The organism is Oceanospirillum sediminis (genome assembly GCF_014164585.1).
Taxonomy (GTDB): domain Bacteria; phylum Pseudomonadota; class Gammaproteobacteria; order Pseudomonadales; family Halomonadaceae; genus Oceanospirillum; species Oceanospirillum sediminis.
On the sequence record NZ_JACJFM010000029.1, the window covers coordinates 27433 to 50352 of the forward strand.

Annotated in this window: 18 protein-coding genes and 1 pseudogene; 8 read left to right on the forward strand and 11 right to left on the reverse strand. The window is 49.2% G+C overall.

Annotated features, from left to right (window positions below; translation table 11 throughout):
- Positions 1 to 111: 111 nt before the first annotated feature.
- From H4O21_RS17945 to H4O21_RS17955, 3 genes are all read right to left on the reverse strand, one after another.
- Positions 112 to 1473 (reverse strand): replication-associated recombination protein A, encoded by a 1362-nt coding sequence (locus H4O21_RS17945; protein WP_182810261.1) that lies wholly within the window; start codon positions 1471 to 1473, stop codon positions 112 to 114.
- Between the two features lie 8 nt (positions 1474 to 1481).
- Positions 1482 to 2147 (reverse strand): outer membrane lipoprotein periplasmic chaperone LolA, encoded by a 666-nt coding sequence (lolA, locus tag H4O21_RS17950; protein ID WP_182810262.1) that lies wholly within the window; start codon positions 2145 to 2147, stop codon positions 1482 to 1484.
- A gap of 86 nt (positions 2148 to 2233) precedes the next feature.
- Entirely contained in the window at positions 2234 to 6289 is a 4056-nt protein-coding gene (locus H4O21_RS17955; RefSeq protein ID WP_220495724.1) for a DNA translocase FtsK, read from the reverse strand.
- Positions 6290 to 6384: 95 nt separating this feature from the next.
- Here H4O21_RS17955 and aat point away from each other — a divergent pair, with 95 nt between their 5' ends.
- The 3 genes from aat (at position 6385) to infA (ending at position 8310) form a co-directional block, all read left to right on the forward strand.
- Positions 6385 to 7104, forward strand: a complete 720-nt coding sequence (gene aat / locus H4O21_RS17960; protein ID WP_182810263.1) for a leucyl/phenylalanyl-tRNA--protein transferase — start codon at positions 6385 to 6387, stop codon at positions 7102 to 7104.
- Positions 7101 to 7835 carry an arginyltransferase gene (locus H4O21_RS17965; protein WP_182810264.1) on the forward strand — a complete coding sequence of 245 codons (735 nt, stop codon included), beginning with the start codon at positions 7101 to 7103 and terminating at the stop codon, positions 7833 to 7835. Before aat ends, H4O21_RS17965 begins: the two co-directional genes overlap by 4 nt.
- A gap of 256 nt (positions 7836 to 8091) precedes the next feature.
- Positions 8092 to 8310, forward strand: coding sequence for a translation initiation factor IF-1 (gene infA / locus H4O21_RS17970; RefSeq protein ID WP_182810265.1), 219 nt, complete (start codon positions 8092 to 8094; stop codon positions 8308 to 8310).
- Between the two features lie 191 nt (positions 8311 to 8501).
- On the opposite strand, the gene clpA is transcribed toward infA, so the two are convergent.
- Together clpA and clpS are read right to left on the reverse strand one after the other, a co-directional pair.
- Positions 8502 to 10784 carry an ATP-dependent Clp protease ATP-binding subunit ClpA gene (gene clpA / locus H4O21_RS17975; RefSeq protein WP_182810266.1) on the reverse strand — a complete coding sequence of 761 codons (2283 nt, stop codon included), beginning with the start codon at positions 10782 to 10784 and terminating at the stop codon, positions 8502 to 8504.
- Positions 10785 to 10817: 33 nt separating this feature from the next.
- Positions 10818 to 11192 carry an ATP-dependent Clp protease adapter ClpS gene (clpS, locus tag H4O21_RS17980; RefSeq protein ID WP_182810267.1) on the reverse strand — a complete coding sequence of 125 codons (375 nt, stop codon included), beginning with the start codon at positions 11190 to 11192 and terminating at the stop codon, positions 10818 to 10820.
- Between the two features lie 398 nt (positions 11193 to 11590).
- On the opposite strand from clpS, the gene H4O21_RS17985 reads away from it, so the two are divergent.
- The 3 genes from H4O21_RS17985 (at position 11591) to mnmA (ending at position 14063) form a co-directional block, all read left to right on the forward strand.
- The gene (locus tag H4O21_RS17985) at positions 11591 to 12277 is read left to right on the forward strand and encodes a pseudouridine synthase (RefSeq protein ID WP_182810268.1); all 687 of its coding nucleotides are present in this window, start codon (positions 11591 to 11593) and stop codon (positions 12275 to 12277) included.
- A 9-nt stretch (positions 12278 to 12286) separates the two neighbouring features.
- Positions 12287 to 12766, forward strand: a complete 480-nt coding sequence (locus tag H4O21_RS17990; protein ID WP_306667898.1) for an NUDIX hydrolase — start codon at positions 12287 to 12289, stop codon at positions 12764 to 12766.
- 151 nt (positions 12767 to 12917) lie between these two features.
- Positions 12918 to 14063 (forward strand): tRNA 2-thiouridine(34) synthase MnmA, encoded by a 1146-nt coding sequence (gene mnmA / locus H4O21_RS17995; RefSeq protein ID WP_182810269.1) that lies wholly within the window; start codon positions 12918 to 12920, stop codon positions 14061 to 14063.
- 75 nt (positions 14064 to 14138) lie between these two features.
- Here the strand turns inward: mnmA and H4O21_RS18000 are convergent, their stop codons facing one another.
- The 6 genes and pseudogenes from H4O21_RS18000 to H4O21_RS18020 all read right to left on the reverse strand — a co-directional run bounded on the left by H4O21_RS18000 (position 14139) and on the right by H4O21_RS18020 (position 20290).
- The gene (locus tag H4O21_RS18000) at positions 14139 to 14495 is read right to left on the reverse strand and encodes a EutQ-related cupin domain-containing protein (RefSeq protein WP_182810270.1); all 357 of its coding nucleotides are present in this window, start codon (positions 14493 to 14495) and stop codon (positions 14139 to 14141) included.
- A 116-nt stretch (positions 14496 to 14611) separates the two neighbouring features.
- A complete protein-coding gene (locus tag H4O21_RS18005; protein WP_182810271.1) occupies positions 14612 to 15946 on the reverse strand; it encodes an NAD(P)/FAD-dependent oxidoreductase in 1335 nt (444 codons plus the stop codon).
- Entirely contained in the window at positions 15943 to 17253 is a 1311-nt protein-coding gene (locus H4O21_RS18010) for an FAD-dependent oxidoreductase (RefSeq protein WP_255487363.1), read from the reverse strand. The genes H4O21_RS18005 and H4O21_RS18010 overlap by 4 nt, the downstream gene beginning before the upstream one ends.
- Positions 17242 to 17403 (reverse strand): annotated as a pseudogene (locus H4O21_RS25980) (rubredoxin); the annotation flags it as partial. The pseudogene H4O21_RS25980 and the gene H4O21_RS18010, both read right to left, overlap by 12 nt.
- 26 nt (positions 17404 to 17429) lie before the next feature.
- The gene (locus H4O21_RS18015) at positions 17430 to 18866 is read right to left on the reverse strand and encodes an aldehyde dehydrogenase family protein (protein WP_182810272.1); all 1437 of its coding nucleotides are present in this window, start codon (positions 18864 to 18866) and stop codon (positions 17430 to 17432) included.
- Between the two features lie 233 nt (positions 18867 to 19099).
- Positions 19100 to 20290, reverse strand: a complete 1191-nt coding sequence (locus tag H4O21_RS18020) for an aromatic ring-hydroxylating oxygenase subunit alpha (protein ID WP_182810273.1) — start codon at positions 20288 to 20290, stop codon at positions 19100 to 19102.
- 361 nt (positions 20291 to 20651) lie between these two features.
- On the opposite strand from H4O21_RS18020, the gene H4O21_RS18025 reads away from it, so the two are divergent.
- Positions 20652 to 21992 carry a M24 family metallopeptidase gene (locus H4O21_RS18025; protein WP_182810274.1) on the forward strand — a complete coding sequence of 447 codons (1341 nt, stop codon included), beginning with the start codon at positions 20652 to 20654 and terminating at the stop codon, positions 21990 to 21992.
- A 53-nt stretch (positions 21993 to 22045) separates the two neighbouring features.
- The gene (locus H4O21_RS18030) at positions 22046 to 22816 is read left to right on the forward strand and encodes an NAD(P)-binding domain-containing protein (protein ID WP_182810275.1); all 771 of its coding nucleotides are present in this window, start codon (positions 22046 to 22048) and stop codon (positions 22814 to 22816) included.
- Positions 22817 to 22920 lie beyond the last annotated feature (104 nt).

The following is a 22920-nucleotide window of genomic DNA, read 5'->3' on the forward strand; positions in this document are numbered from 1 at the left end:
CACCTCCGATTATTTCTTAGGAAACTCCTTCGAATATAGACAGAGGTTCAGTTTATCGGGTTGATCTGTATCAAAAAGCATCCAATAGCTATGGGTATTATGCCACTGAATTTACAAACCTTGATCCATGTCGTATCTCTGCAGCTCACTGACTCTGTCCTTCTCTCTCAACCAATCCAGTTTCTGACCTATTTTGGTTTCAAGGCCACGGGGTACGGGGCTGTAATAGTGAGTAGGCGCCAACTCTTCAGGAAAATAGTTTTCTCCCGCAGCATAAGCATCAGGTTCATCATGAGCATAACGATACTCCTGACCATAGCCTATTTCCTTCATCAGGGTCGTCGGTGCATTTCTCAGGTGCTCAGGTACATCGAAGTGTCCGCTTTCTCTGACATGAGCTCTGGCCTGTTTATACGCCATATAAACAGCGTTACTTTTTGGTGCACAAGCCAGATAAACAATCGCCTGGGCAATTGCCAGTTCTCCTTCCGGGCTGCCCAGCCTCTCCTGAACATCCCAGGCATTAAGGCAGAGCTGTAGCGCTCTGGGATCAGCATTACCAATATCTTCACTGGCCATCCGCACAACACGCCGGGCAATGTAGAGCGGATCACAGCCTCCATCCAGCATCCGACAGAACCAGTACAGAGCACCATCAGGCGAAGACCCACGGACAGACTTATGCAAAGCAGAAATCTGCTCATAAAACAGATCCCCTCCTTTATCCATACGTCGTGTACTTTCCGCCAGTACTTCATTCAGCACCTCAGGATTAATCACTCTGCGAACACGCCCCGACGTATCGGTTTCTTCAACAGCCAGATCAGCCGCCACTTCCAGCAGATTCAGAGAACGTCTTCCATCGCCATCGGCCGCTTTAGCCAGCAATAACAGGTTATCATCATCCACATAAAGCGATTGATCACCCAGTCCTCGCGTATCCTGTAATGCCGATCTGAGCATCTGTAACAGATCTTGCTGCTCCAGAGCTCTGAGGATATAAACCCGAGCTCTGGAAAGCAGCGCATTATTCAGCTCAAACGAAGGGTTCTCTGTGGTTGCACCGACAAAAATAAAAGTACCGTCTTCTACATAAGGCAAAAAAGCATCCTGCTGTGATTTGTTAAAACGATGAACCTCGTCTACAAATAACAGTGTCTTCTGCCCCTGAGCTCTGGCCTGCTGAGCCTTATCAACAGCGGCCCGAATCTCCTTAACACCAGATAAAACAGCAGAGATACTTTCAAATCTTGCCTGGGTCAGCTCGGCGATTAATCTGGCCAGAGTGGTTTTTCCTACCCCTGGCGGTCCCCAGAAAATCATGGAATGCAACTGATCCCGTTCAATCGCCTGCCGCAAAGGTTTGCCTTCAGCCAGAATATGATGCTGCCCACAATATTCATCCAGATTGCGAGGGCGCATTCTGGCAGCCAGAGGTTGCCAGACTACGTCCTGATCAGAGAAAAGATCCATATTTCGCCTTATTGCTGAATCACATCCACGCCATCAGGCACATTAAACGTATAGCGCCCGGCTTTCTGCTCCTGGTTAAACCGGACATCACGCAACTCAATCGCGGTTCTCTGTCCCAGGCTATCCACTAACAGCAGGCTGACCAGCCACTGATCAGCAAAATTCAGCCGTAACTCTTCAAACAGAGACTCCTCTTCTTTCGGGCGCAGTACAAACTCTTCAATATCACTATCCCTGACTTTCAGTACTTCAAATTTTTCTGTAATCGAGGCGACATCACCACTTAGCAACATAGCGGGTGTACGAGAGATAGATTCATCAATCTGCTGAATAGTCACCTGTTCCAGATCAGGATCAAATAACCAGAGTGTGGAACCATCTGAAACAACCGTCTGAGGAAACGGATTTTCTGTTTGCCAGTAAAACTTACCTGGCCGCTTAAGACTTAGTTTACCATCAACCTCCTGCAAACGAGCGCCTCTGGCGTCCAGAATACGTTGCTGGAAACCTGCATCTAATGAATCCATTTTATCCAGTAAAGAACCAAGACGATTGACCGCCGCCTGATCAGCCTGTGCTGGCAGAATACTACTGACCAGCAGCAACAATCCGGCAATCAGTTTTTTTGACAGAGCCAGATATTTGTTACCTGGAACACTCAGTTTTTTCATCATATTCAAACCTTAAAAAAGGGCTGATTACTCAGCCCTTAGCAAAATCGCTATCGGATATATTTATTGTGCCAGGTATACCTACTGCATCAAGGCTCATTCCCTGTCGGAGGCGGAGCCAGAACCTCCCGCTGACCATTACTGCCCATACCGGATACCACCCCGGCAGCTTCCAGAGCTTCAACCAGACGAGCAGCACGGTTATATCCCACTTTAAAACGACGCTGAATACCTGAAGCAGACACCCTTCGGGTTTCAGTTACAAAGGCAACCACCTCATCATACAGAGCGTCTTTATCTTCCTCTCCGGACGATTCAGAACCATCCGCTGATGCACCATTATCTTCCCAGCCATTCAGAATGCTATCAACATAATCAGGCTTGCCACGACGCTTCCAGTTATCAACAATCCGGTGTACCTCATCGTCATCGACAAAGGCACCGTGCACACGCTCTGGCACAGCACTTCCGGGTGGCATATAGAGCATGTCACCATGGCCCAATAACTGCTCGGCTCCCCCCTGATCAAGAATGGTCCGGGAATCAATTTTTGAAGAAACCTGGAAAGCAATACGAGTCGGGATATTTGCCTTAATCAAACCGGTAATCACATCGACAGAAGGCCGCTGTGTTGCCAGAATCAGGTGAATACCCGCTGCCCGGGCTTTCTGAGCCAGACGAGCAATCAACTCTTCAACCTTCTTACCGACAATCATCATCATGTCGGCAAACTCATCTACTACGACCACAATAAAGGGTAATTTATCCAGAGTAGGAGGAATTTCCCCCTGCTCTGGCTGCCAGGTTGGATCAGCAACACGAGCTCCCTGAGCGGCAGCTTCATCCAGCTTGCTATTAAAAGTTGCGATATTACGCACTCCCATAGCTGCCATCAGCTTATAACGTCTTTCCATCTCTGCTACACACCAGTTCAGGGCATTTGCAGCATCCTTCATATCTGTCACCACCGGAGTTAACAGATGAGGAATACCATCATAGATAGAAAGCTCCAACATTTTGGGGTCGACCATAATCAGGCGAAGTTCTTCCGGCGTTGCTTTCAGTAACATACTGATCAGCATAGCGTTAACACCCACCGATTTACCTGAACCAGTCGTACCGGCCACGAGCAGGTGAGGCATCTTAGCCAGGTTTGCGACAACAGGCTGCCCCGCAATATTATCCCCTAAAGCCAGCGTCAGTGGCGAAGAAGCCTCCTGATAACACTCATGATTCAGAACTTTGTACAGGCGGATCATTGCCCGGTTCTGGTTAGGTATTTCAATACCCACCGTTGATTTACCAGCAATTACTTCGACAACACGTACCCGGCTCACCGCCAGTGCTCTTGCCAGATCCGTTGCCAGATTAGAAATCTTACTGGCTTTCACCCCAGGAGCTGGCTGAATTTCAAAACGGGTAATCACAGGCCCGGGATGTACTTCAACCACTTCAGCTTTAACATTGAACTCTTTCAGGCGTGTTTCCAGAAGTTCTGACATGACCTGCAACTGCTCATGAGTAAAGCTGGGCTCCGCTTCATCGTCATCCTGGGTTAGCAAATCCAGCCCGGGCAGATCACCTTCAATCTCATCGTCATAATCCACACCCGACTTCTGGAAACGGGCTACACTCCAGATTTCCCCTTGCTCTGTTTGCATAGTGACGGCCCGAAGACTCTCATCAACCTGCTCAGAATAGGATTGCTCTTTCTGTGGCTGTGCCACGCTTTCTTCAACTCTGGTTTCCACGCTCTCTTCAGGTCTGATTTCAACAACACCCGGTGTCTGCTCTGTTTTTTCTTCTTCTGGCTTAACAGGCTCAGCGGCAACAGATTTCAGAGTTGCTGAAACAGGTTCATCCGCAAGTGCATCAGGCTCTTCTGAAACACTATTATCCAGAACAGCATGATCGATGGGAGTTTCTGGTGTCGGCACAGAAATCTTCCGGGGCGCAGCAGCAACATTATCCACTGTCAGATTCGCTTCAGATTCTGGCGGATTAATAGCCTCAGGTTCAGCTTTTCTCATCCAGGCAGGACGACTGAAGCTCCCCTGAGCTTGTTCTACTGCAAGCTCTTCAGATTCTGAAGGAGGAGTCAGATCATTCGGGTTATCCGCAGTGCTGTCAGCATATGACGGAGAAGAACTCTCTGCCAATAAAGTCGGAGCCTCGTCTGGCACCGCGTTCTGTGAAGCATACTCAGGTGGAGTTGTTTGCTGAGATTCCCGAACCTCAGATTGGACCTGAGTATCTGTTTTCCATTCAATGTCATTGTTCCGGTCAGACTCTTCGGGTAAAGAAGGCCCTGTAATATCGCTGCTATGCTCTGATGAGGTTTCATGGATTTCATCATGCTTTCTGCGAGCATATTCAGTATAAGGATCATCTTCATTATCCCCGGTAATATCACCACCACGGGAGCTCCATCGGTTCTGACTCACGCTATTGTCAGTACCTTCTTGCTGCAGATGCTCATCAGCAATATCATGACCCGAGTCACCTGTAGCACCTGATGACATCCTGATATCAGGCGGTGCCAGTGCTTCCGATGCCGGACTTTTCATCCAGGAAGGGCGTATAAAGCCACTGGCATTACTTTTATCTTCTTCACAGGATGCCAGGGCAGCTGCTATAGCCGGATCTCTGTCAGACTCATCGGCCTTCAGTACAGCATCAGGTCCATTTTCAGATTGTACTGCAGACGCATCGAATTTAACCGATTCCTTTTCAAGGTCTTCTCCATCTTCAGGTGTCGGACCAGTCTGAAACGGAAGTTGTTCTCTGTCTGCATTTGCGCCATCGTTTATCCCAAGCGAAGGCTCTTTTCTTTCTGGCGAAGGAATACCTCCAAGGCCAGGTTCTACCCTTTCATTGCGATCAATAACAGCATTCTCATCAAAGGCAACCGGTATTTTCTTAAACACCGGAGGTAATGCCGGGCGGCTATGCCATATACTTTTAACCGTCTGAAAGACTGAACCACTCTTTTCTTTGTCTGTCGGCATATTAAAGCCTGGGGCCATACTGCGACTTAACAAAGTATCCGATGCCATTGTCTCATGATCAGAAGGGTCCGCAGCCAACCCGGACAATGATGGCTCCTGTTTTGCCATCGTACCGGCCATATTCAGTTCAGGACCGGGGGATACCTGAGACTGCATACTGATATCAGGAACAGAGGCATGGGGACCTTCGGTTTGGACATCCGATTGCATCCGGGCTGTCAGGTCCTGTGAAACGTTATGGTCTGCGGCCTGAGACGGCGCAGTCTGCGCTGTTCCTTCTTCTGAAATGCGGTTTTCCGGAGCCAGTCCATGAATAGCAGTACCCGTTTTACTACCGGCATCAGCCTCTGAAACCGATGCAGATGTAACCACTTTATCATTTGCTTTATGATCTGTTTCTGATGGCATCAAGGGATCAGAATGCCCGGAAGTCAGAACATCCTGGAATGATAACGGATTTTTATTGGGTGCAGAAAATTGCTCAGGCAAACCTTTACTGGAATCTTTTGCTTCCTGGCGTAAAAACTGAAAACACTTCATGGCCAGTTTTTCAGCATGAAAGCCCGTCACATCCATAACCTGTAACCAGGATACGGCAGTCAACAGAGTGAAACCTGTCATCCAGAGTACCAGCATCAGTATAGAGGCACCTAACAGGCCAAAAATTGAGGTGAATGCCACGGCAATACCTTCACCAGCTACGCCTCCAGCACCACTGGGCAACGGACTATCCGGAGTATAAAAATGCAGGCTGGCCAGGGTAGAATTAGCCAGTAGCCAGAACAGGAAGCCTCCGGCTCTCATGGCTATCACTCTGGGCTCTTTACACTCAGGCAGAATACCGCTCAGGCGCAAACCACCCCAGATGATTGCGGAGATCGGAAGTAAATAAGCAGGATTGCCGAATAAGCCAAAGAAAAGATCCGCCATAACGGCACCAAAGCTTCCCATCAGATTCTCAGGCGCAGCATTTGATGCGGTACTGAACCAGCCGCCGTCAGCCGGATCAAAACTCAGAAACGAGAGGAACAAAAAAATACATATGGTCAGCACGAACATCACTACCCCTTCACGGGCCAGATTTTTCATTCGTTGCAAAAATTGTTGGTCGGCTGAGGGTTGCTGGTCCATTGTCATTAAGCTTCTACCATTAAAAACAGAAGCCTTATAATACCCGAGCTGACACCTGAGCAAAAACAATATACTGAAAGAATCAAGGATCAGAGACCTGTATGATCGAATTACCCTGGCTGGACCCGGAAATGCCTCCCGCATTCCCACCGGTTGATATGGCACTGACAGATCCGCCCGGATTACTTGCGTTCGGAGGCGACCTCAGCCCGCAATGGCTTATAGGCGCGTATCGTTCAGGTATTTTCCCCTGGTATAATCCGGGAGAACCTATCCTGTGGTGGTCCCCGAACCCGAGAATGGTACTGCAACCTGAACAGTTGAAAATCCGACGCAGTTTACGCAAAGTACTGAAAAAAGATCTTTTTCAGATTACCTTTGACCAGGCGTTTGAACAGGTGCTTGAAGGCTGCGCATCCGCCCGTAGCTATACATCTGAAACCTGGCTGACCGGTGAGATGAAATCAGCTTACCTGCAACTCCACAAAGAAGGTTATGCCCATTCTGTCGAAGCATGGCATGATGGCGAGCTGGCCGGCGGCCTGTATGGCGTGGCTGTAGGTAAAATTTTCTGTGGAGAATCTATGTTTACCCGGGTGAATGATGCGTCTAAAGTGGCGTTTGTTCATCTGGCCCGACAACTGGATGCCTGGAACTTCAAACTGATTGATTGCCAGATACATACAGACTATCTGGCCAGCTTCGGAGCTTCAGAAATCGAAAGAAGAGAATTTCTGGACTACCTTAAATGGTATGGAGCCGCTCCTGGAATACCAGGAGCCTGGACGATCAGTGAACAGATTAAGGAATCGATAATTTGAGTATTGATACCCCGTTTATTGAATCCCAGCTGCGATTTTATATGACGGTACCCCATGCCTGCAGTTATCTGGAAAACCGCGAAGCAACCACACTGTTTCTGGATCCCGAGCACCCATTGACTCCCCAGATTTATGATTTGCTATCTCTGGTAGGTTTTCGTCGCAGCGGGCGTCATCTCTACCGCCCTAACTGTAAAGGATGTGATGCCTGCATATCTGTAAGAGTACCTGTTGAACAGTTCAGCCCCAAAAGAAAACACAGGAAAATCCTTAATCGCAATCAGGATCTGACTTATCGGGTCCTGCCAGCCCGATTTAATGAAGAACATTATCAGTTGTATGAACGCTACATCAATGAACGCCACAGCGATGGAGACATGTACCCGGCCAGTGAAGATCAATATCGCTCATTTCTGAATCTGGATAAATCTTTTGCCTATCTGATTGAATTCAGGGATACTTCGGGTAAGCTCTTTGCTGTATCTGCAATGGATCAGCTTCAGCATGGTTTGTCTGCCATTTATACCTTTTACGACCCTGATCAATCCCGGCGTTCTCCTGGGGTATTTGTTGTACTCTGGCTAATCGGTTATGCAGACCATCTGGGACTGCCTTACGTTTATCTCGGTTACTGGATCGAAGCCTGCCGAAAAATGAGTTACAAAACAGAGTACCAACCACTGGAACAGCTCAGAGACAACCATTGGTATCCGGTTAAACTACAGAATTAAAAGCAAGGCATGGCAGATAAACAGCAGGAACGCATCCGCTCTGCTCACCTGATAATTTATCCGGTTTGATCGGTTATTTTGATTTTTTTCACATTTTTTCCGGGAACTTTTTGCTAAGCCTTTTAAAATAAGGCAAAATACGCGCGATTTTTTTGTGTGTAGCTTCATCTGATTTGCTGCTGAATTCAGTATACAAGTCAACTAAAATACGCATTTAACGCATCAAGACAGCAGAAGAACCCGAGGTAATTACTGCATGGCAAAAGAAGATTCCCTGGAAATGGAAGGCACCGTGATTGACACGCTGCCAAACACTATGTTCCGCGTAGAACTGGAAAACGGTCACGTTGTTACAGCTCACATCTCCGGTAAAATGCGCAAAAACTACATCCGCATTCTGACAGGTGACAAAGTTAAGGTTGAACTGACACCTTACGACCTGTCGAAAGGACGTATTGTTTACCGCGCCCGTTAATTACAACGTATTGCGGAGACGGTCATTCCGGAATAATTGCCTATCGAAAGCGAAAGTCGGCTCTGTTTCAGAATCTGGACTTCACCTGTTATACAAGGCAAGCGGTATAATAAAAAGGCCCGGTTATAAAACCGGGCCTTTGCATTCCACTCTGATGCAGAACAGAGAGTATTACAGGATAGCTGACGGACCTAAGCCATCTCTCTCTTTTCAGCTTCCAGCAACAACTCACCTTCCTCATCCAGAGTAATGTGCACCTCACCACTGGACTCTGCCAGATCGCCAAACAGAATTATTTCTGCCAGAGGCTTTTTAATCTTCTCCTGAATCAGACGCGCCATAGGACGGGCTCCCATCTCAGGATCATATCCATTTTCAGCAAGCCAGCCTTTCGCCGCATCATCAACAACCAGATGAACCTTCTTCTCATCCAGTTGAGCCTGAAGTTCAACCAGGAATTTATCCACCACACTCTTGATCATATCGAAACTCAATGGTGCAAACTGAATAATGCCATCAAGACGGTTGCGGAACTCAGGAGTAAAGCTCTTACGAATCACCTCCATACCATCTGTCGCATGGTCCTGATGAGAGAAACCGATTGAGCGGCGGCTCATCGCTTCAGCCCCAGCATTAGTAGTCATAATCATGACCACATTACGGAAGTCTGCTTTACGGCCGTTATTATCGGTCAGCGTACCGTGATCCATCACCTGCAACAGCAGGTTAAATACCTCAGGATGTGCTTTCTCAATCTCATCCAGTAGCAACACACAATGCGGGCTCTTGGTGATCGCTTCAGTCAGCAGGCCGCCCTGATCGTATCCAACATAACCTGGCGGCGCACCAATCAGACGGGATACAGTATGACGCTCCATATACTCAGACATATCAAAACGTATCAGTTCGATACCCATGATATTGGCCAACTGTTTACTGACCTCTGTTTTACCAACCCCGGTAGGCCCGGCAAACAGGAAAGAACCAATCGGCTTCTCTGGTGCCTTCAGGCCTGCACGGGACAGTTTAATGGCATTAGACAGAGAAGTAATCGCATCATCCTGGCCAAATACCAGCATCTGCAGGTTTTTCTCCAGATCTTTAAGTACCTTCTTATCCGAAGTAGTAACACTCTTCGGAGGAATCCGGGCAATTTTAGCGACAATGGCTTCAATCTGCTCCACGCGAATCGTTGATTCACGATCCTCTTCTTTCTGCAAGCGTTGATATGCACCAGCCTCATCCACCACATCAATCGCTTTATCCGGCATATGACGATCATTGATATAACGATCAGCCAGAGTTGCTGCAGCTTCCAGCGCCTCATCCGTATAGCTCAGATCATGGTGCTTCTCAAAACGACTGCGAAGTCCTTTAAGAATAGCAATAGTATCTTCCACACTGGGCTCCAGAACATCGACCTTCTGAAATCGACGTGCCAGTGCACGGTCTTTTTCAAAGATGCCACGGAATTCCTGGAAAGTAGTAGACCCGATACAGCGGATCTCTCCGGAACTCAGCAGTGGCTTCAACAGATTAGAAGCATCCATCACACCACCAGACGCTGCACCAGCACCAATAATGGTATGAATCTCATCAATAAACAGAATCGCATGAGGCTGTTTTTTCAGCTCATTGAGCAGAGCTTTCAGGCGTTTTTCAAAATCACCACGATATTTCGTCCCTGCCAGCAGAGCGCCCATATCCAGTGAATACACGACACTTTCCTGAATAACATCCGGCACTTCGCCATCAATAATGCGCTTAGCCAGGCCTTCAGCGATAGCCGTTTTACCAACACCGGCTTCACCTACCAGCAGAGGGTTATTTTTACGGCGACGGGCCAAGATCTGAATGGTACGCTCTACTTCATGATCACGCCCAACTAACGGATCAATACGACCCATTCTAGCCTGTTCATTCAGATTAGTCGCATAACCAGTCAGCGGACTGTTAGCATCGCTTTCCGTTGCCGCTTCTTCAGACTCTTCATGGTGAGAATCATGGTCGTGCCCAATACCTGGATTATCATGACCAGAGACTTTGGAGATACCGTGAGAGATATAGTTCACCGCATCAACACGAGCGACATTCTGCTGACGAAGGAAGTAAACGGCCTGACTTTCCTGTTCACTGAAAATCGCAACCAGTACGTTGGCGCCTGTAACTTCGTTCTTACCGGAAGACTGCACATGAAATACAGCACGCTGTAGCACACGCTGGAAGCCAAGCGTTGGCTGGGTCTCACGCTCCAGCTGATCATCCGGAATCAGAGGCGTCGTGCTATTAATAAAGTCCTGCAGATCGATGCGTAGCTTATCCAGATTAGCTCCGCAGGCCTGTAAAACGCGCGCTGCTGAATCATTATCCAACAGAGCAAGAAGCAGATGTTCAACCGTCATAAACTCATGGCGCTTGCTACGCGCAACGGTAAATGCAGCATTTAATGTGGATTCGAGGTCTTTGCTTAACATGGGGCTACCCTCACTTGCCGCTATATTTTATTGTCAATCAGCCCGGTCAATCTCACACAGTAGCGGATGCTGACACTCTCTTGAGTACTGATTCACCTGGACGCATTTTGTTTCAGCAATATCCCTGGTATATACACCGCACACACCTTTCCCCTTAGTATGCACTGCCAGCATGACTTGCGTGGCTTTATCCTGATCCATATTGAAGAATGTAGTCAGGATTTCGACAACAAACTCCATGGGAGTATAGTCATCATTCAACAAAACAACTTTATACATAGGCGGTTGTTTTAATTCAGGTTTTGCAGGTGCAACCGCAACATCACCTTCGTAGTCATGACTTTCCTGGTCATCGGCCTGATTCACAATGGCGGCCTGCCTGTACAGATCAAAAAACTGGTTAGCCATAGCGAACCGTCAATCCTCTAAATAAAAGTTTAGTTTTAAGTACCTGGTTACAACATAAGCACGAATCCCCACAAGCTCAAGTAATTTGGACTCTGTTTTGCAGAAAAAGTGCTCTGGGTCTCATAAAAGTTCCCCATCAGATATTCACAGATGGGGATAAATAACCCACTTATAAAGTAAGAATAATCAAAAAAAAAGGAAAAACAATACTCTCATACAGGTTAAACCCTAATTCCGATCAAAAAACTCGGAAATAAAAAAACCTTTTTTATCAGTCAGATGTAGGAAAAAATTAACAATCGCGACACACATAGACGCCATACACGTAGCCGGACAAATCAGTTAAACTCTTTGCAATACAACAGCTAGATTATCCCCACGATTGGAATACCTGTCTGATGAGTCGATTGATTCTTTTTAATAAGCCCTATCTGGTACTTTCTCAATTCACCGACAAAGAAGGACGCCAGACTCTGGCTGATTTTATTTCTCAGACAGGGATATATCCTGCCGGACGGCTGGATTATGATTCAGAAGGTCTTCTTCTATTGACTGATGATGGACGCCTGCAACACAGAATTGCCTCACCGGATATGAAGCTGGCTAAAACATATCAGGTACAGGTAGACGGTGAAATTACTGAAGAAGCGCTCAGGCAGTTTCGTCAGGGAGTTACACTGAAAGACGGTCTGACCCGCCCGGCAAAAGCCAGAAAAATAGCAGAGCCGGATTTCCCTCCCCGGACTCCTCCGGTCAGGGAGCGGAAAAACATTCCCACCAGCTGGATTGAGCTGACCATTTCGGAGGGCAGGAACCGTCAGGTCAGGCGCATGACAGCCGCAACCGGCTTTCCTACTCTGAGACTGATAAGGGTCAGCATAGGTGACTGGTCCCTGGATAAACTGTCTCCAGGAGAATACAAAGAGTTACAGATCAATTTGCCTGCAACCGATGTAAAAGCGAATCGACGCCCCAATGTAAGGAAAAAACCTGCCGAATCCCATAAAGCAGGTAAGCCTCGAAAATCGAACAGAAAAAGCGGAGCCGGAAGATCAGCTTCCGGCAATCGCCCAAAAAGCCGATAAGGAATAAACATGACCATGCGTACTGATGTATGGAAGCCTAATAGCACCGTAGCCACCATAGTCGTGAAAGATAACCGCTTTTTGCTGGTAGAAGAATGGAGTCAGGGACGTCTGGTTTATAATCAGCCTGCCGGACACATTGAAAAAGGAGAAAGTCTGATTGAAGCTGCAATCCGGGAAACCCTGGAAGAAACAGGCTGGACTGTCCGCGTAACAGGTTTGCTGGGATTATATATCAATCAGGCTTTTGAGCATACGACATACCACAGACACGCTTTTATTGCGGAACCTGTAAGTCATGATCCTGACTTGCCATTGGATAGAGGTATTGAAGACGCTATCTGGCTTAGTTGGGAAGAGCTGATACAACAGAAAGACAGAATGCGTAGCGAGGCTGTACTTAAATGCTTTGAAGATTATCGGGCTGGTAAACATTACCCTCTGGACTTCATTTATGACTTCAATCATCCGGAGAACGGCGAAGCCTGAGTCGGAAACAGAGACTGAATAAAGCCAGACGAAACAAGGTCTGATCCGTTATACTGCCCCATAAATTGAACCTGAGCAGACTGTCAGAGATACCATACATGGTATCTGACGGCTTGCTTGGAGATAAGAAATATCCAATCAGCGAAATATCATGTCTAATATTCAGACCCCTCCGGCTGACGCACCAACCCGCGACAACAGCCAGATAAAAGTCATCGTCGGAATGTCCGGTGGCGTTGATTCTTCCGTATCAGCCGTTCTGTTAATGGAACAGGGTTATCAGGTCGAAGGCCTGTTTATGAAGAACTGGGAAGAAGATGATGGCACCGAGTACTGTACAGCAATGGAAGACCTGGCCGATGCTCAGGCCGTTTGTGACCGAATAGGTATCAAACTCCATAAAGCAAACTTTGCCGCTGAATACTGGGATAACGTATTTGAGCACTTTCTGGCAGAGTATAAAGCAGGCCGCACGCCTAACCCTGACATCCTGTGTAATAAAGAGATCAAATTCAAAGCGTTTCTGGAATATGCCGAAGCTCTGGGAGCCGACCTGATTGCCACAGGACATTATGTTCGACGGGGCGAGCAGGATGGCAAAGCGATACTGCAAAAAGGCCTGGATAACAATAAAGATCAGAGTTATTTCCTGCATGCTGTAGGCCATAACGAAATCGGTAAAACACTCTTCCCGGTCGGTGAAATTGAAAAACCGGAAGTACGGGCTCTGGCTGAAAAACATGACTTGATTACTGCCCGTAAAAAGGACAGTACCGGAATCTGTTTTATTGGCGAACGCCGCTTTAAGGACTTCCTGCAGCAGTATTTGCCAGCTCAACCCGGAAAAATTACTACACCAGATGGCGATATCATCGGAGATCATAGCGGCCTGATGTATTACACCATCGGGCAGCGGCAGGGGCTGGGTATTGGTGGTCTGAAGGATTATTCTGAAGATCCCTGGTTTGTTGCAGAGAAAGATCTGGATAATAACGTCCTGATAGCGGTTCAGGGCACCGATCACCCTCTGCTGTTCAGCCGGGGACTGGCAACAGAAAGTGTGGACTGGGTTGCAGGGCAGCCACCATCAGAAGATGAATTTCGCTGCAGGGCTAAAACCCGCTACCGCCAGAGTGATCAGGCTTGCCTGGTGAAGCCTGTCGGTAATAACCGCTTTGAAGTTATCTTTGATGAGCCTCAAAGAGCAGTGACACCAGGACAGTCCGTTGTATTCTATATTGACGACAACTGTCTGGGTGGAGCCGTTATTGAAAACACCTGGCGGGATGACGCCTGACCCTTGCTGTCAACGGCCCTCGAGGATTGCGACCATATTAAAAAGCAATATGGTCGCCAATCTGTCCCTGAGTATTTATGGCTCTATACCATAAATCTCTTTCCAGTTACCGGGTTGTACCGCATAAAAAATTCTGGCTTTTTCGCCTTCATACTGCAGTTCAGTACCTTCTGGTAACCAGAGCACATCGCCTTTTTTACCTTCCAGTACCGCCTCTGGTGTGCGTACACGAAACACGCCTTCCAGTACAACCACAACCTCATCATAGAGCAGTGTCCAGCTGATCTGACAGCCATCAAAACGGGCAAAACCGGCAGCCATAGTATTACTGATGTCGGTGCCGACAGCACGTGCCACTTCGGCGTGTCCTGGTGGTCCACCACGATGGGTAAATTGCAGATCACTATAACGAATAACCTGAGCTTTAGACATTGCAACCTCAAACCTATAACAATCAAAAATGGAGTACAAAAAGCGCCTAAGGATAGAGCTATCTTTCATTTCCTTTGGGGCTGGCAACTTGTATCAGGGCTATTTAAAACGTGACGTCAGATCTCGCTGCGACTGACCCATTCCGCCATCTTTAAGCGGGTACGCACACCCACACCCAGGAAAGGTTCTGGTGGTATCCAGGCTGGCATGCCTGATACTTCCAGCATATCCCGTTGCAGTTGGCTATCACCGTCGCTGGCCAGTTCCGCCAGCAGTTTGCCGGAGATCGTCCCCCGTGCTGCACCCACACCGTTGTGGCAGCAGGAGGCAAATAAGCCCGGTTTCAGCTCACCAAAGAAAGAGGTGTAGTTACTGGATAAGGTACAGACACCACCCCAGGTGTATTCAAATGGCACATGGCTCAGTTTTGGATAACGGGCGAGGAACGCATCGCGGTGTTTCTCACGAATATGCTGACGTTCACGACCGGTACTGCTGTAGTTCGGTACAAAACGGTACTGATTACGCACGATCATGCGGCGATCCTGAGTGAATCTTAGGGTTGTACCGGCATAATCCGCAGGTGTCAGCCCCCAGTCATCACTGCCGCCAAAGGCCTTGAACTCATCCTCGGTCAGCGGTCGGGTCATGCTGGCAAAAGTCATAATGGGCAGCATACGCGAGGTCAGCAGACCAAACTGTTCAGTAAAGATATTGGTGCCCAGTAGCACCTTATCCGCATGAATTTCGCCGTGACGGGTTTTGGCGACCCAGCGTTTACCGCGTTGCTCCAGACCCAGAATCGGTGTGTCTTCATGACAGATGGCATTGTCAGGCAGTGTATCCAAAAGGCCACGCATCAGAGCGGCGGGCTGCATCAGGATGCAGCCCGGCGTAAACAGTGCCTGCTGATAGTAATCCGTGCCCACTTTCTTTTTCAGCTCCGCACCGCTGAGCATGGTGCCCGGCTCACCCAGCTCCTGCAGCAGGTACTGGAAATGCTCCAGAAACTTAATGCCGCGCTCGCTGACCGCTCCCTGTATTTTTCCGGCGTGTGACCACTGGCATTCAATGCCGTGGGTCGTCACCTGTTTTTCCATATACTCAATCGCGGCACGATTCAGGCCGATAAACTTGCGTTTACGCTCGATATCCGGGCCTTCCAGATCGCCCTTGTGGGGCAGATCGATAATAAAGCCGGAATTACGCCCGGATGTACCGTGACCAATACGTTGGGCATCCGCCAGCATCACTTTCTGATTAGGATTCAGCTCGGCCAGACGACGGGTCGCCGCCATGCCGACAAAGCCACCGCCAATCACCAGCCAATCGGTACTGTCGCTGCCCTTAAGCGGGTTAGAAGGAGCCTGATCGGTTAAAATTTCGTACCAGCCATTACTCTGATCATCAGCAGGCAATTTCACCTTGCTGTTTCCGCTATTGCGGTTCATACCAACTCCTTCAACAGGGAGTAACGCTGGCCCTGTTTGATTTCATCTACCCAGTGTTGACGTTCGGAGGTTAAATCTCCGGCTAAAGCAAAACCACTAATCAGATCGTCGTGATCGACAAACAAACCTCGCATGCCATTTTCGCTCTGTTCCACATGCCATTGGCCTTCTGTCTCAGGTGCAGCACTCAGTAGCGTTAGTGGCAGAGCGGGGGTTTTCACCATCACAGGCATTAGTGGATATTGCGCCATGGTTGGTCGGCCCAGCATGCAATCGGCCAGTGCCGGAATACCAAAGTTGATCGGCGCGATATAAGGCATCAGCTGACCGTTGATCTCGGCACAGTCGCCCAGGGCATAGACATTGTTGGCACTGGTACGCAGACCACCGTTGATCACGATGCCACGGTTGCACTTAATACCCGCTTGTTCAGCCAGTTCGGTACGAGGTTTAAGACCGACCGCAGACAGCACCAGAGACGTTTCCAGCTCTGTGCCATCGGCCAGCGTCAGGCGATAGCCCGCGTTGACATTATTAGTCTCATCTTTGGTAGCACTCAGACGATCAATACGCTGAACGGTATTATTCAGCTGCCACTGTACGCCCAGTGAGGATAGTTGCGACTGCAGCTGTTCGCCGATCTGCTGTGGCAGAAGTCGATCCATTGGCCAGCCGGTCAGGCCGACAACGGTGACCGGATAACCCGCTGCTGCCAGATCATTGGCAAATTCACAGCCGATCAGACCATTACCGATCAGAGTAACGTGCTGGCCTGATTTTAGACCTTTGGCAGATTGCAGATCTTTAACAGACTGCTGGCCCTTAACCGGTTGCAGACGCTGACGGAAACGACGGTAATCCTCCAGATCATTGACGCTCAGTACATCATCTGCACCATCGCCGTCGAAAGACAGCTGAATCGGTGCAGCACCGGTGGCAAACACCAGCTTGGCATAATGTTGACTACCAAAATCGGTCTGCAGCAGACGCGCTTCGGTATCGATATTTTGTACCTTACAGCGGGCATAGATACGGATATTCAGACGCTGTTCGATCTCCAACGCAGTTTCTGTGATCAGCTCATCCGCACCTTTATCGCGCGCCAGCGCATTAGACAGACCTGGTTTGGAGTAATCAGCGCCGTCATCGCTGCTGAACATCACAATAGGTTGCTCAGGCTTACGCTGACGAATCGCTTCCGCCAGACGGTAACCGGCGTAACCGGTGCCGATAATCACAATTGGATCTTCTTTTGCGATCTCAACCGGTGCGGCTTCTTCTACCGGTGTTTCGCTGATGGCGATCATCTCGAAGTCGGACTTGCCAACAAGACAATCCGGGCACATCCAGTCATCGGGCACATCTTCCCAGCGGGTGCCTGGTGCAATACCGTCGGAAGGCCAGCCTTTGGCTTCGTCGTAGATCAGACCGCAAATGACGCAGAGCCATTTTTTCATTGGAGTTGCCATAATCAATCCCCCAATTACTTGCTAACGCGGATGGCGATGTTTTTGGTATTCACGTAGCTGTACAGGGCTTCCTGACCCTTTTCGCGACCAAAACCGGACAGCTTGATACCACCGAAGGGTGTTTCGATACCACCGGCATACCACTCGTTAACAAACACCTGACCGGCTTTTAGAGCACGAGTCGCACGCATGGTACGGGTCAGATCATGGGTAAAGACACCGGCTACCAGACCAAAATCGGTGCCATTGGCCAGCGCCCAGGCTTCCTCTTCTGTATCAAAAGGGGTAATGGCGATCACAGGGCCAAACACCTCATCACGGAAGATGCTCATCTCTGGCATGACATCGGCAAATACCGTCGCTTCAACAAAATAACCATCACGCTCTGGAGCCTGACCACCGGTCAACAGACGGGCACCTTCAGCCACCGCTTGATCACACATCGCCAGAACTTGCTGTTGCTGTTTGCCTGAAGCCACTGGAGTCAGATCGGCACCCTCAACGGCAGCGCCCAGCTGTTGGCTTTTAGCCAGTTCGGTCACACGCTCAACCACTTCAGCGTAGATATCTCTGTGTACCAGCAGTCGGGACATGGCCGAGCACACCTGACCGGCATTAAAGAAGATGCCCCATTTCACACTGCTCAGCAGCTGATCCATATCTGCATCCGGGAACACGACCGCAGCGGATTTACCGCCCAGTTCCATCACGCTTGGGATGGCGCGTTCTGCAGCACTGTGCAGAATCGCTTTACCGGTCGGCACAGAACCGGTGAAGACAATCTGATCGATATCGTCGTGAGCCACCAGGGCAGCACCCGCTTCATGACCGTAACCACAGAGCAGGTTAAAAGCACCTTCCGGCAGACCGGCCCGTTGACAGGCGGTAACCAGCCAGGTCATCGCCAAAGGCGAGATCTCAGGGGATTTAACAACGACGGCATTACCCGCAGCCAGTGCCGGGGCCAGAGAGCGGGCGCAGATATCCACCGGGAAGTTCCAGGGTACAATCTGAGCGGAGATGCCGACCGGTTCATAAACGGTGAAATCGACATAATCCTTACCCAGAGGAATCGACTTACCTTCGATCTTATCCGCCATACCGGCGTAATATTCGAAGTACTTCGCCGCCATGACAAACTCTTCTTTGGCGTCGGCCAGTGACTTGCCGTTCTCCTGCATCAGCAGAGGTGCGGCTTCATCTGTCAGGTTACGAATTTCCTGAGCGATACCTTGTAGCAGGGCCGCACGTTCTACCGGGCGACAATCGCTCAGCACACCCGAGTCCACGCAGGCTCGGGCGGCTTTAACCGCTTGATCCACCGCCTCGGCATCGGCACAGGCGATGGTTGCAAAAACTTGTCCCGTTGCTGGATCATCCACCTCAATGGATTGAGGGGAATCCAGCCATTGGCCGTTGATAAAGTTTAGCCAGTGATTTTTTTGAGTCATGGTTGCGTTCTCGTTTTTATGCCCGCGTTGTTATTCTCGCGTTCTTATGACTGACCTGCTCCAGGGAGCCTGTTAAAGGTGGTGCTATCGGGAGAAACAGCTGCAGTGTCCCGATTTTTTGCTTAATAAAGCCGTTAAAACATGGTTCAAAAAAGAAACCAAAACGGCTGCAAGCGTTAACCTGCAACCGTATGGATTCTCTGATTTTCTAAAGTGCTAAATCAGCTAATCGATTAGCTCTCCTGTGCCCTGGCGTATTGCTCAGCAGTCCATGTGTGGAAGTGGTGCGTTGGGCCATCCAGCACAGGTGAGAACACACCACCGGTAAAGGCTGGCGATTTACGACCGTCCTGCATGCCTTCTACCGCAAATACGTCTTCACCAAACACCACTTTCCAGCTTTCCAGTACGGCGGAACGACAAGCGGCAAACTCATCACCGGAAGAGGTATCACCTACGTAAGACAGCTGCAGTTTTTCCAGCGTGCGGCTGTTGGACTGAGGCTGCAGGATGATGGCAAAAGCGTGATCAGCCTGAACACCTAACAGTACGTTCGGGTACAGAGAGATGTACTCGGCCTGACGGATCTTGTCCTGTGGCCAATCGGTAAACTGAGGTAGGCTGGTACCAGCAACATCAGACAGGTTGTAGGTGTAGCTACCCTGACCGGACATGTAATCGTTGATTACCAGATTGTAGTGCTGATCCAGCGGAGAATAGGTGTTCAGACTCGGGTGTACCCAAGGCAGATGATAGGCTTCACAGTAGTTTTCTACCGCCAGTTTCCAGTTGGCTTCTACGGTCAGCTCCATATTGCTGCCTGTTGGCGCCGGAGAAACCTTCTCGAAACCACCTTTACCGGTAAACTCTTCCCAGCGATTCACCAGAGGGGCGATAAACTCGTCAAATGGCTGCGCATCGCCAGACAGGTTGATAAACAGAATGCCCATCCAGGTTGCGGTGCGTACTTCTTTCAGACCATGTTTTTCACAGACAAAACCTTCAGCGGTGTGCTTGCCCACACCACCAATATGTGGCGTACCTTTCAGGTTGCCGTTCAGGTCGTAAGTCCAGGAGTGGTATGGGCAGCGCACCATGCCTTCTACTTCGGTTTCCTCGCGTAGCATAATCATGCCACGGTGACTACAGATGTTATGGAACACCTTAATTTCACCGTCGCGGTTACGCATCATGGCCAGTGGCAGGCCCATAAAATCAACTGGCTTAGCGAAGCCATTTTTTGGCAGCTCATTTGTAAACGCCAGACCGGCCCAGGTTTTACCCAGCACGTTGTCACGCTCAAACTCAAACAGCGCAGGATCATCATAAACTGCGTTTGGCATACCGTTCGCTTCAGCAATCGGCTGACGTACGGCATCCAGGACTTCGGCAGGGATCAGCTGTTGTTTGGTTTTCTCGCTCATTGGAAACTCTCCATTTTGCTCATCACGTGATGAGTCACTCTTGTTGTAATGACACTCTTTTTTAAGTGACTTGTTGCTTAGCGTTTTGCATGTGCTTGATTGGCGTTTGTGCCAGCGAAGAGCACCAGCGCAGGTCGCTATTTGCTGCCGATATTACTGAGGAGAAGAAAACGGAAAAAACGATTTTTCAGCCGCGAGGTCATGAGGAAAAGTCATGGATATGGCATGAGAAAATTTGCCCGACAAATGCTCATAAGCTCATGAGGATTGCTCGTTTTACACCGGGGTAGGGAAACTTTTATTTTGCGCCAATCAACCTGAAACCAATAACCTAAAAGCAAACAACAATAAGAGATCGGCTATGAGCATCGACACCTCGATTAATATCACTGCTAATACAGAGTCAACCGCGACCGAGCGAGCACCCAATCTATCAAAACAAGCGACAGTTTTGCCTGAACACACCACCGGTTATCTCAACCGAGCCGCAGCGGATAGGCCTCTGGTTAATCCAGTTTCAATCGACACCCATCACAAGGCCCGTCGTTACCGTTTACAACGGGTAAAAGAGCAGCTGATCAAGCAGGATTGTGCTGCCGTACTGCTTTATGACCCGGTGAATATTCGTTACGCCACCGATAGCTCCAATATGCAGGTGTGGACGCTGCACAACTTTGCCCGTTACGCCCTGGTATTTGCCGAAGGCCCGGTGATCCTGTGGGAATTCCATAACTGTGAGCATTTGCTGGAAGGCAATGATCTGGTGGATGAGATACGCACCGCCGTGAACTGGAGTTACTTTGGCGCGGGTTCTCGTATCAGCGAAAAAGCGCAGCAATGGGCCAATGAAATCACCTCAGTTGTCAAGCAATATGCCGGAAAAGGCGCTCGCTTAGCCGTGGATAAAGCAGACCTGGAAGGTCTGGAAATGCTAATGGTCAAGGGCATTACTCTGGTAGAAGGACATAGTCTGATGGAAGAAGCACGCCTGATTAAATCTGCCGAAGAGCTGGAGCTGATGCGCTGGACCATTCGTGTCTGTGAGCAGGGCATTCAACGTATGCACGATGAGCTGCGACCAGGCATGACAGAAAATGAACTCTGGGCCTGGCTGCACTTTGAGAATATCCGCAATGGCGGAGAGTGGATCGAAACTCGACTGTTATCGTCTGGCCCTCGCACCAACCCCTGGATGCAGGAAGCCAGTGACCGCGTGATGCAGGAGGGGGAAATCGTCTCCTTTGATACCGACCTGATCGGCCCTTACGGTTACTGTGCAGATATCTCCCGTGCCTGGACTGTGGGCCATGTACCACCCACCGATGAACAGCGTCGTCTTTACCAACTGGCTTATGATCAGGTGCAGTCCAATATGGGGCTGTTAAAAGCCGGTTTAAGCTTCCAGGAGTTTAGCGAACGTGCCTGGCCGATCCCTGACGCTTTCTATCACAACCGTTACTGCTGTGTGGTGCATGGTATTGGCCTGGCTGATGAATTCCCTGCTGTAGCCCACCAGGGCAGTGACTGGAAAAGCGCCGGTTATAACGGCCACTTTGAAGAGAATATGGTGGTGTGTGTTGAAAGCTACATCGGTGAGCAGGGTGGTAAAGAGGGTATCAAGCTGGAGCAGCAGGTGCTGATTACCAAAGAGGGTTGTATGCCGTTATCCACTTACCCCTGGCAAGAAGACTGGCTGCGCTAAGGCCTGTTATTATGCCGACTTAATCAAAATATCAGTATCAGCGAGGAGAAAATATGAATTACCAGACTTTCGGAGTACTTGGCGTTGGTCATCTGGCCAGCTATACCATTAAGGGGCTACGAAATAGCGGCGATCTACGTAGAATCATTCTATCTCCCCGAGGTGCAAGAACAGCAGCCGAGCTGTCTGAAAGCTGCAATTGCCATATAGCAATAGATAATCAGTCAGTCATCGATCAAAGCGATATAGTCCTGTTAGCAGTCAGACCTGATGGTCTGGAAGATTTGTTACAAGACCTCAGCTTTAAGCCAGATCAGCTGGTCATCTCTGCTATAGCAGGCGTATCACTGGATCAACTACGCCAATTCCCTCCATTGCAGAGCAGCCAACTGGTGCGGGTAATACCGTCAACCAGTGCTGAAGTATGTTCCGGCCCAGTTCCACTTTATCCTGCTAACCCCGTGGCAGAGCAACTATTTAACCAGATCGGTAACGTAGTACCTCTGCCATCTGAAGATCTGTTCGATATATCACTAAGCCATGCCTGTCTACATGGCTGGAGTTATTTCCTGATTCAACAACTGATCGACTGGAGTTGTGCTCAGGGTATGGATGCAGATACTGCTCGCAAGATGGTCGCTTATTCTATTAGTAGTGCGGTAGATTTTGCCGAAGCTCAACCAGAACTGAGCTATGGAGATATAGGTCGCGCTATCGCGACTGAAGGGACATTTACTCAACGAGGCATCAGCCGTATCGAAGCCAGCGGCGGCCTGCAAAGCTGGGTCGATGCGATGCAGTCTATGATAGATGATCAGCGTTAATCGTTCATGTGCTGCCAATATTATTGATACAGACGCTCCCATTTACCGAAAGAAAATGCACAGAGTGATAGCGCCTGACCTCTGTGCATCCATTGACAAAAGCC